Here is an 8,884-nt window from a genome sequence, read left to right as displayed (position 1 = left end):
TTCGCAGGAAGAGGTGCTCCGAAGAGTGCCATGATACAGTCTCCCATGTACTTATCAAGTGTGCCGTTATTGTCAAAAACGCTTTTTGTCATTGCTCCAAGATAGGTGTTAAGCATGGACACAACTTCTCGAGGTTTCATCTTCTCACTCATTGAGGTAAACCCTCGTATATCTGCGAAAAGCACTGCGATGTTGCGCTCTTCCCCCTCAAGCGTAATATCTTCTTTATCCGTTGTTGCAAGAATATGCTCAGCAAGATGCGGAGAAACATATTTTCCAAAGATATTTTTTACACGTTGCCTCTCAATAAACTCCTGCACATAGAAATAAGCGACAAGAACAACATAGACGAGAACTCCAGTAAGCGTAGGATAGATTATGTTAAGGATGATTCCGCGATCAAAGAAAAGAATGGAAAGAAAGATATATGCAATGAGTATTGCAAGTGTTATTATACTTGCAGGGATAAGAGGAAGTCGAAGAAGGGCGGTGGTGATAAGTGCTGCTATGAGCAACATAAGTAGGAGAGTTACAAAAGCAGGGGTTTGTGTAAGATACTGCCCCATGATGAGAGTTTGTAATGCGTTTGCATGAATTTCAACTCCGGGCATGGCCCGTCCATGAGATGTTGGAACGAGAGCGTCGTCATGAAGATCTGGCGCTGTAGCGCCAATAAGAACGATTTTCCCAGTAAAGTTAGTTTTAAGAGCATCAGCAAAGCTTATGGTTTTAAACGTGAAGGGAGGACCAACATAGTTGATGCGAAGAGGGTTTTGCGGTGCTTTAACCTCTTTTCCTCTCCACTTTTCGTAGAGTGCAAGAGAAAAACTCTTCTTCCCTTGATACTCGAGCGGTAATGTTCTAGTAATCCCATCATCATCGGTGAAGATGTTAACAAAACCAGTAGTGACATTTTCATATCCTGGAGCTGGTGTGAGTGTAACATTCTTTGAAAAATCAAATTCGATAGGGATAACTACCGTTCCCAGAGATCTCATAAGTGCTCCAAGTTCCTGATCTCCTGGAGCGGGTTCAAAAAACGCAACATCAAGTCCGATTACACGCGCATCTCTTAAATGCTCGAAGATATGCACATAGGTGTTCCTATCCCACGGCCATCTTCCAATTTCTTGAAGACTGTGATCGTCAATTGCTATGATAATAATATCTTCGAGAGGTTCTTTTTCTGTAAATAAGTTATCAGAAGCAGCATTCTGCCACGTTTGAAAAAAACCTAAGAAGAAGAGCAATCCTAAAAAAAGAACTACGAGAAAGCTTATGGTATATGCTCGTCTGGCGTTCTTCATGAGAGTTCGGCAATGCGAGCATCAATGCGTTCAAGTCTTTTTTGTAGTGTTTGAATGCGTTGAGTGTGCCGTTTCATTTTTTCAAGCACTTTTGGTTTGAAAGGAAGTTTATCTTCAATACTTGAGAAATCTCGTTTTCCAGAATCAAGGTCTTCTAAGAATTGGTAGACATCTTCATCACTTAGCCCATATTTTTTCTTCATTTGCTGATAAATGATTTTATGTTTTGCAAAGGCAGCTCTTCTTTCCCTTTTAAGGACCTCAATGTCATGAAGCACTTTTTCTCGAATAATCTTGAGATCTTCAACGCTCAAGTCCTCTTTCTTGAGCTCCCCTGCATGAATTTGTCGTATGAGTTCTCCCGCGGTTACTGCGATTTCCTCTCCACTTTCTTTGTGTTTGAGATCAACTTGACCGTCATCAACAAGAAGTGTGTCTGAACTTATAAGAAAACCTGTTCCTCGCACAGTTGCAACAGAAGAAGGGGTTTCCAGGACATACTCGCGCCCAGTGATTTTTTCTACACGGTTCCAAGTGCTTCCTTCTCTTTGTTCAAGAATCGTTCTCGAAGGTGTGATGTCTGAGAGTTTCACCTCTGTTCCAGGATTAAGACTTACAATATCTTGCTCAAGGAGAACAATATCTGCACGACCATCTGGTCCTGTGCGAACAATTGCTCCTTGCAAGAGTTGCATCTCATCAACAGCAGGAACAAAACCCTCCCCAAGATTCACTTCGACTGTTCCTTGAGTGATGTACAGCTTTGCTACATCTTCAGAGCCCGTTTTGTAAAGAACAATGCTTCCCGCCACAAGGATGATAAGGAGAAGTCCCAGGAGGATAGGTATCTTTTTCTTCATACCCTGAAAAGAGGATTCTCTTTTATATAAACTTATTCGTAGCGAAGAGCATCAACAGGTTTTAAATGCGCAGCTTTAAGTGCGGGCCAAAGTCCTGCAACAACCCCTGTGACGAGTGCGAAGAGAATGGCAAAAAGAAACAGCCAGGGATTAAAAGTGATCTCTATAGGAACTACGCTTACCACTGAAAATATTTTTTTAAGAAGAAGAATTCCAAGAGCTGAAAAAAGAGCTGCAAGCAAACCCCCTATGATGCCAAGAAGGCCTGCTTCAATGAGGAAAAGAAAAAGAATGTCTCTGTTTTTTGCGCCGATTGCTTTCATTGTGCCGATTTCTTTGGTGCGTTCAAGAACTGCTGTGTACATAGAGTTCATAATTCCCACTCCTCCGACAAAAAGTGAGATAAGTCCGATGGCAACAATGACCAGTTTAACCACGCCTAAAATGTTCTGACTCTGTTCTTGAAGTTGAACGGGGGTTACTATTTCAAAATCTTCTTCACCTCTCTTTTTCTTGAGTTGTTTTCGTATTGATTCTGCTGCTTGTTCAATATCAACTCCTTCTTTTATCGTTGCTGCGATACCTGTAACGTTGTCACCTATGTCAAAGGTTTCCTGTCCTGCTTTGAAAGGAATCCACACAGCAAAATCATCAACTTGATTTCCTGTTTTTTCCATGATTCCTACGATTTTGAACTCGTTTCCATTTACTCTTATTTTTTGACCCGCAAAAAGCTCCTTATCAAAGGTGTCTTTTGCAAGACTATAACCAAGAACTGCTATAAACGTCCTGTCCCCTTTTTTTATGAGTCTTCCTTCAAGGGGTTCAAGACCTGAATTAGCAAAGCTTTTCTCAATGGTGTCTGTTGAAGTAGCACCTACTGTTGTGAGGTAGGTCTCTTTGCCGACTCGTATCTCTGCTGTTTGTCTGTACGCGTGTTCTGCAAACTCCACTTCAGGAAGTGAGCGTACCACATCGGCATCTTCAACGGTAAGACCTCCTTTTCCGGTAGGGCCACCAAAGAGTTGCATGTTTTTTCCAGTAATAAGTATTTTTCTTGTTCCAAATTTTTCAAACTCTCGTCCCGCAACGTTTTCTAATCCTTGGCCTGTTGTGTAGAGCAAAATGATTGCACTTACACCGATGATAATACCAATCAAGGTGAGAAAACTACGTAGCTTTCTGTTCTTAAGATTTGCAAAGACGAGGTTAAAATAGTCTCTAATCATAGCGTAGTGCCTCCACGGGTGCAAGGCGAGATGCTTGATAGCTTGGAAGTAATCCCGAAATCATACCGGTAAACGTTGCAAAACTAATCGCTAACAAAACAACCCACCACTCAACAGTAACTTTGATGGGTAAGAAATTTGCTGCACTAATAAGCTCACCCGCGCCAAACGCAAGTACGACACCAAGAATAGTTCCTATAATGCCTCCGATTGCTCCAATCATTCCTGCTTCAAAAAGGAAGAACAGCAGAATATCTCTTTGACGAGCACCTACACTCTTCATAATTCCAATTTCTTTTGTTCTCTCGAGAACATTGGTGTACATGGAGTTCATAATACCAATTGCTCCGACGATGAGTGCAATGAATGCAATTGCGGAGAGAATTACGGTGATACCTCCAAGAACGTTGTTAAGAAATTCAAGAATTTGCTCAGGCGTGAGGACGAGAATGTCTTCTCGTCCCCTGTAATCTTCTAATTCTTTTTCTATGATTTCAGATACTTTGTCAATATCAAGTCCCGGCTTAACGATGGTTTGTATGAAGTTTACTTTGTCACCGAAAAGTTCTTGAGCAGTTTCAAAGGGAATTCCTATGGTATTATCATCTTGATTGTTTCCAATCTGTTCAAGAATTCCTACTACTTTGAATTTAATTCCTTCAATTTCGATGGAGTTACGAACGTGAATAGTGTCATCAAAATACGTGTCTGCTGCGAGGTGGCCTAAGACCACTGCATAACGCTCTCCCTTGTTGAATAACCTTCCTTTTTCAGTTTCGAAACCCGTTTTTTCAAAAATGTAAAACTGGTCTTCAGGACGCCACGCCGTAATTGGCGCAAAAGCGTCTTTACCATCAAAGGTTACCTTAACTCCTTGTTCTACAAGATAGGGTGCGACGTTTTCAAAATAGGGGAATTTTCTTACGAATTCAACATCATCAGTTGTAAGACCTGTAGAAAATGAGGGGTCTCCTCCGTCAAGGAAGATGGAGAGTTGGTCACTACCCAGCTGTTCAAATTGTTCTGTTATTGCGCCTTTAAGTCCTTCACCAAGACTAACCAGCATAACCAACGCTGCAACTGAAACAATGATCCCTATGAGCGTAAGGTAGCTTCGTATGTGCTGTCTTTTAATGTTCTTTAATGCATAGAGAAAATATTCTCTGATCATTTCCTCTTTTTCTCCCAGCGTCTGTATCCAAAGTAGATGACTGCGAGGAGGATGAGGAGTAGAATTACTTTTCCAAGAGAGCTGCCCGATTTTTTAATGCCAAATTCCTTAAGCTCGGATGATGAGTAAAGTTTGAGTTTTTGGTGAACAATATCTGAGTACTCATTGTTGTACACGTCCTTGTAGTTTATGCGGAAGGTGAGGTTTACCTCTTTTTTAGCATAGGGGTAAATGGTGAATTCGCCGGTTTCAAAATCATCACTTTCAACGTTCCCAAGGTATGCTGTTCGTGAACCTATGATTTCATAGTCTTCAGATTCTAGAAGTGTTGCTGTTACAAATTTGAGCTCGCTTTGTCCTATGTTAGAAAGTGAGAGAATGACGCTTCCCGGCTCTCTTGATGAGTATACTGTTGTTTCTTCAAGAGCGGTGAGGTAGGATGGCTCATCAAAAATGTTAAGTCCGATGAGTTCTCTTCGGGTATAGGTGTTTCCCGCATCGTCACTAAAGGTGAGATTGATAGGGAGTATCGTGGTACCAGAAACAGCATCAAAGAGAGTGGTTAAGTTAAACGTAATATCCTTACTGCTTTTCGCACTGATACGATCAAGGTGTTGGTTGTTTGATGTTCCAATGGGTCTGAAAGGACTTGAACCAATATCAAGTGTTACTTCAATGTTTTTGAAGTCTGAAGAAGCATCGTTTTTAAGCCTGAAGGTGATTGGTGTGGTTTTTCCTGGTTTGAGTTGAGTGTTACCTACTTCGCTAATAGAAAGAAATGGTTGCTCTGCACGTACAAGAATGGGATAGTCGTCTGTTTCCACCCAGTTTGTTTTTCCGTAATCAGACGTGAGCCTGTAGGCAAAGCGAATGTGGTGGAGGCCATCAATGGCGTTTTCAGCTACGCGTAGACGGTAGCGAATAATTTTGCCATCATCGTCCATTTGTCTTCCTTGTAGTTTTCCTAGTGGGATAATGTCTTGTTCTTCGTATGCACTAAACGGATATGCTGGAATAACCTTGAGCTCTACATTGTCTGCAGTATCTCCTCCTATGTTCTCCACAAGTAGTTTGAGTTCTACAAATGATCCTGGAGCTACGGGTTCAGGTTCTTGATTTACAAGAGTGATTCTAAGAAGGGGGAGTTTTGTAAGTTCTGCATTATCTCCAAATCCTGTAATGGTCTGTGCTTGTACCAGTCCTAAAAGGAGACTCAGACTTATGATGCTGATGAGAATAAAGCAATCTCTTTTCATTTTCTTGATTGTACTTGTCCATCCTTTAAAAATACTACCTTTTTTGCTATCTTTGCCACATCTTCATCATGTGTAACAAGTACGATAGTGGTATGGTCTTCTTTGTTGATTTTTTTTAGAAGATCCATTACTGCTTTGCCTGTTTTTGAATCTAGGTTTCCTGTGGGCTCATCAGCAAGGAGAACTTCTGGTTTGTTTGCAAGTGCTCGTGCAATTGCTACGCGCTGTTGTTGCCCTCCTGAGAGTTCTGCTGGTTTGTGGTGCATACGATCAGTAAGATCAACAATGGTGAGGAGTTTGCGTGCTCGCTCTAAGCGTTCTTCATAGGGAACTCCCTGAAAACTCATTGGGAGCATGACGTTTTCAATTGCTGTGAGGGTCGGTATGAGGTTAAACTTTTGAAAAATAAAGCCTATTTTTCTTCCTCTGATTTGCGCGAGGTCAGATTCGTGAAGCTTGGAGATGTCTTTACCATCAAGGATGATGCGTCCTTTGGTAGGCACGTCTAGGCAACCAATCATGTTCATAGCAGTGGATTTTCCCGAACCTGATGGACCCATAATCGCAATAAACTCGCCTCTATTGACTTCAAGGTTAAGTCCTCGAAGAGCGTTAACAGTAACCTTTCCCATCTGGTAAATTTTCCAAACATTTTCAAGTTTGATGATGGTTTTCTTGGTTTTCTTTTTTGTAGCTGTTTTAGTGTTTTTTTTCATGTTGTTCGTTGCAGCTATTGCCTTACTGTTTATTGCTGATTTAGCGTACTTGTAATCTTTTTAAGATATGCTTGTTAAGCGGTTTTGCAAGTGTGTTTTTCAAAGAAAAGGATTGCTTTTCTTCGTAATGGGATTCTTTCGCATACTCCCGTGCAGAGTACGCGTCAACTGTATTTATAAATGTTGTATGTCAAAAACATTTTAAAGGGTGCTTCTTGTCTTGTAGAATAATGGCGAGATTAAAGAAAAAACATTTGAACAAACAGCTTCGTAGCGCTCATCAGACGAAGAGCGAGAAAGGAAAGTATCTTGTCCTGTTTTTAGGTTTTTTAATGGTGGGCTCTGTTTTTGGCGTTTTATTTTACGGAGCTCCTTCAAGTGCGTATGGCTCTGTTACCTACAAAGGGTATGTGTTTGAGCAGACCAATGTGGGTTATGAGGCGAAGATTGATGGTGAGAAATACTTTTTCACGACGCTTCCCCAATACCTTGAACAATTGGAGTTAGAGTCTTTTGATGATATACTTTTGCGCGGCGGTTTTGTGTTCAGTTTTGATCCTGAGCAAGGAGCAATTGATGCAGTTGATGCAGCACGACTGTTTTTTGCAAGAGAGCTTCCTCTAAGAGGAATTGCGTATGGTGAAGGGGTACTCAAACCCTCAACAATCTACGCACTTCCGGTGATAACCTGTGAGAATGCAAGTCAAGAACAACCTGTGGTGGTGGTACGCGAAGCCAATATGACTTCCATTACCTATGAAGAAAATTGCCTCATCATCGAAGGCCAACCTCAAACGATTACGCAATACTTACAAGCACTTGAGTACAAAATACTCGGAGTGTTGTGATGCGCGTGAAGTGTGATAAAAAGTAAAAAGGTAAAAACACAAAGGTGAAAACACTACGTGAAATTGCAACGGAGCTGAAAAATGAAGATGAGAAAATTTGCGCGAAGAATGAAGCGTATGTCCGCAGAAGATAAGCTCATACTAGGGCTTGGAGTGGTGATGGTGGTAGGTTTACTTATTCTTGGAATTATTAGGTTCACAGGAAACACAGCGCAGATTCTCACCATTGACGACTTACATGAACAAAATCTTAAGGGGAAATTAAAAGAGGATCAAGGATATCTCTACGAAGGATTCTCTTTTGTTAATTTTAGCGGGGTGTGGTATTCTCAGATTGTTGCCCCAAAAGGATCTATTTATGACGTTGCCTTTAATCACGATCCTCGATCTGTTGAGGACATTCCGGTTAAAGGGTCGCTTAATGCAGACTTCCTTAAGAGGGGAACGTTTTACATCACGTTTGACCCTCTTGATGAAAATTTACAGTACGTGGGAAAGGCAAATGCAGGTCTTTCAACAGCGCTTACCAAAGCATTTGGTAAATACCTTGTAGCAGGCTGTTTGGTAAATGAAACTGATGCATGTCATAATGTGCCGATTATTACTTGTGATGATGAGAATAAATCAGTAATTGTTCTGCTTAATGAAGCCCCTGCACAAGTAACTCTTGATAATAACTGTGTTATTATTCAAGGAGCTGATGATGATCTCGTAAGGGCAAAAGACCGCCTCTTGCTCCGTTGGTATGGCATTAAGGAGTAGAAGTGGTTGCTGCGCATATCTTTGTGGGTGCAGACATATAGTGTAATAATAACTATTTTTCAGAAAACCGCTCGTCTAAGGTTTGTTCTTTCCTTTTTTCTTGTTGTTGATTTCTTTGAATGCCCATTCAATCTCCTCACGAGTCCAACCATTTTCTAAAAGTCTTTTTGTGAGCTGTTCTTGTGTAAAGCCTTTCTCAAGTCCTCTTTTGATGTATTTGATGAGTTCGTCATCAACTCTGCGACCTCGTCGATAGGCGGAGAGTAATACCAATCCTAAGAGTATTTCTAGGAGTGCGATGAAGTACACAAGGCTATGTACATACCACCATTTTCCTAGTGTGTCTCGTGCGAAATAAACGGGTTTTGCGATAATTTTCTGCGTAATGGTGGGCTCAAGCCTCTTAAAATTAAGGTCTGCCTTCACACCTACTTTCTTAAGATAGGTTATTTGCAAATCCGCTGCGCCGTCTCCTGTAAGGTCTATCTTTATACGCTCTCCAACGTTAAGGTCAATAAGGTAGATAGGGTTTGATGCTACCATAAGTTTTGCAGTTGTTCCTTCAAAGGAGAGCAAACGCACAGTATGTTTTTCCCCATTGAAGATAAAATACCAGATTTCGTCAAGACCAATACGCTCAGTGGTTTCATTAAACTCGTTAAGCTGAGCAAGAAAGTACTCCTTTACTTCTTTAACACCGACGAGCGTTCCTTCCAAGGGACCCTCATCTAATGC

9 protein-coding genes are annotated in these 8,884 nt (G+C 41.2%); 2 read left to right on the top strand and 7 right to left on the bottom strand.

Annotated elements, in window-relative coordinates; translation table 11 throughout:
* The 6 genes from D6774_02705 to D6774_02680 all read right to left on the bottom strand — a co-directional run.
* On the bottom strand, positions 1-1,307 hold a 1,307-nt coding region (locus tag D6774_02705), incomplete at its 3' end, for an adenylate/guanylate cyclase domain-containing protein (protein ID RME77975.1).
* Positions 1,304-2,167 (bottom strand): hypothetical protein, encoded by an 864-nt coding sequence (locus D6774_02700; GenBank protein RME77974.1) that lies wholly within the window; start codon positions 2,165-2,167, stop codon positions 1,304-1,306. The genes D6774_02705 and D6774_02700, both read right to left, overlap by 4 nt.
* Positions 2,168-2,199: 32 nt before the next feature.
* Positions 2,200-3,396: an ABC transporter permease gene (locus D6774_02695; protein RME77973.1), complete on the bottom strand. Its 1,197-nt coding sequence runs from the start codon at positions 3,394-3,396 to the stop codon at positions 2,200-2,202.
* On the bottom strand, positions 3,389-4,567 hold the full coding sequence (locus tag D6774_02690) for an ABC transporter permease (protein RME77972.1): 1,179 nt from the start codon (positions 4,565-4,567) through the stop codon (positions 3,389-3,391). The genes D6774_02695 and D6774_02690 overlap by 8 nt, the downstream gene beginning before the upstream one ends.
* The gene (locus tag D6774_02685; protein RME77971.1) at positions 4,564-5,823 is read right to left on the bottom strand and encodes a hypothetical protein; all 1,260 of its coding nucleotides are present in this window, start codon (positions 5,821-5,823) and stop codon (positions 4,564-4,566) included. The genes D6774_02690 and D6774_02685 overlap by 4 nt, the downstream gene beginning before the upstream one ends.
* Positions 5,820-6,539: an ABC transporter ATP-binding protein gene (locus D6774_02680; GenBank protein ID RME77970.1), complete on the bottom strand. Its 720-nt coding sequence runs from the start codon at positions 6,537-6,539 to the stop codon at positions 5,820-5,822. Before D6774_02680 ends, D6774_02685 begins: the two co-directional genes overlap by 4 nt.
* A 230-nt stretch (positions 6,540-6,769) precedes the next feature.
* On the opposite strand from D6774_02680, the gene D6774_02675 reads away from it, so the two are divergent.
* Together D6774_02675 and D6774_02670 are read left to right on the top strand one after the other, a co-directional pair.
* On the top strand, positions 6,770-7,387 hold the full coding sequence (locus D6774_02675; GenBank protein RME77969.1) for a hypothetical protein: 618 nt from the start codon (positions 6,770-6,772) through the stop codon (positions 7,385-7,387).
* Between the two features lie 87 nt (positions 7,388-7,474).
* Positions 7,475-8,149 carry a hypothetical protein gene (locus tag D6774_02670; GenBank protein RME77968.1) on the top strand — a complete coding sequence of 225 codons (675 nt, stop codon included), beginning with the start codon at positions 7,475-7,477 and terminating at the stop codon, positions 8,147-8,149.
* Between the two features lie 75 nt (positions 8,150-8,224).
* Here the strand turns inward: D6774_02670 and D6774_02665 are convergent.
* A partial coding sequence (locus D6774_02665) for a hypothetical protein (protein ID RME77967.1) occupies positions 8,225-8,884 on the bottom strand: 660 nt, incomplete at its 5' end.

This window comes from Candidatus Woesearchaeota archaeon, assembly GCA_003695435.1.
In the GTDB taxonomy this organism is placed as follows: domain Archaea; phylum Nanobdellota; class Nanobdellia; order Woesearchaeales; family UBA11576; genus J101.
The sequence above is the reverse complement of the archived record's forward strand: the minus strand, read 5'-3'. Positions and strand labels throughout refer to the sequence as shown.

Coding starts and splice junctions, on each gene's coding strand:
- D6774_02700 (RME77974.1), bottom strand. CDS start 2,167: ATGAAGAAAAAGATACCTATCCTCCTGGGACTTCTCCTTATCATCCTT.
- D6774_02695 (RME77973.1), bottom strand. CDS start 3,396: ATGATTAGAGACTATTTTAACCTCGTCTTTGCAAATCTTAAGAACAGA.
- D6774_02690 (RME77972.1), bottom strand. CDS start 4,567: ATGATCAGAGAATATTTTCTCTATGCATTAAAGAACATTAAAAGACAG.
- D6774_02685 (RME77971.1), bottom strand. CDS start 5,823: ATGAAAAGAGATTGCTTTATTCTCATCAGCATCATAAGTCTGAGTCTC.
- D6774_02680 (RME77970.1), bottom strand. CDS start 6,539: ATGAAAAAAAACACTAAAACAGCTACAAAAAAGAAAACCAAGAAAACC.
- D6774_02675 (RME77969.1), top strand. CDS start 6,770: ATGGCGAGATTAAAGAAAAAACATTTGAACAAACAGCTTCGTAGCGCT.
- D6774_02670 (RME77968.1), top strand. CDS start 7,475: ATGAGAAAATTTGCGCGAAGAATGAAGCGTATGTCCGCAGAAGATAAG.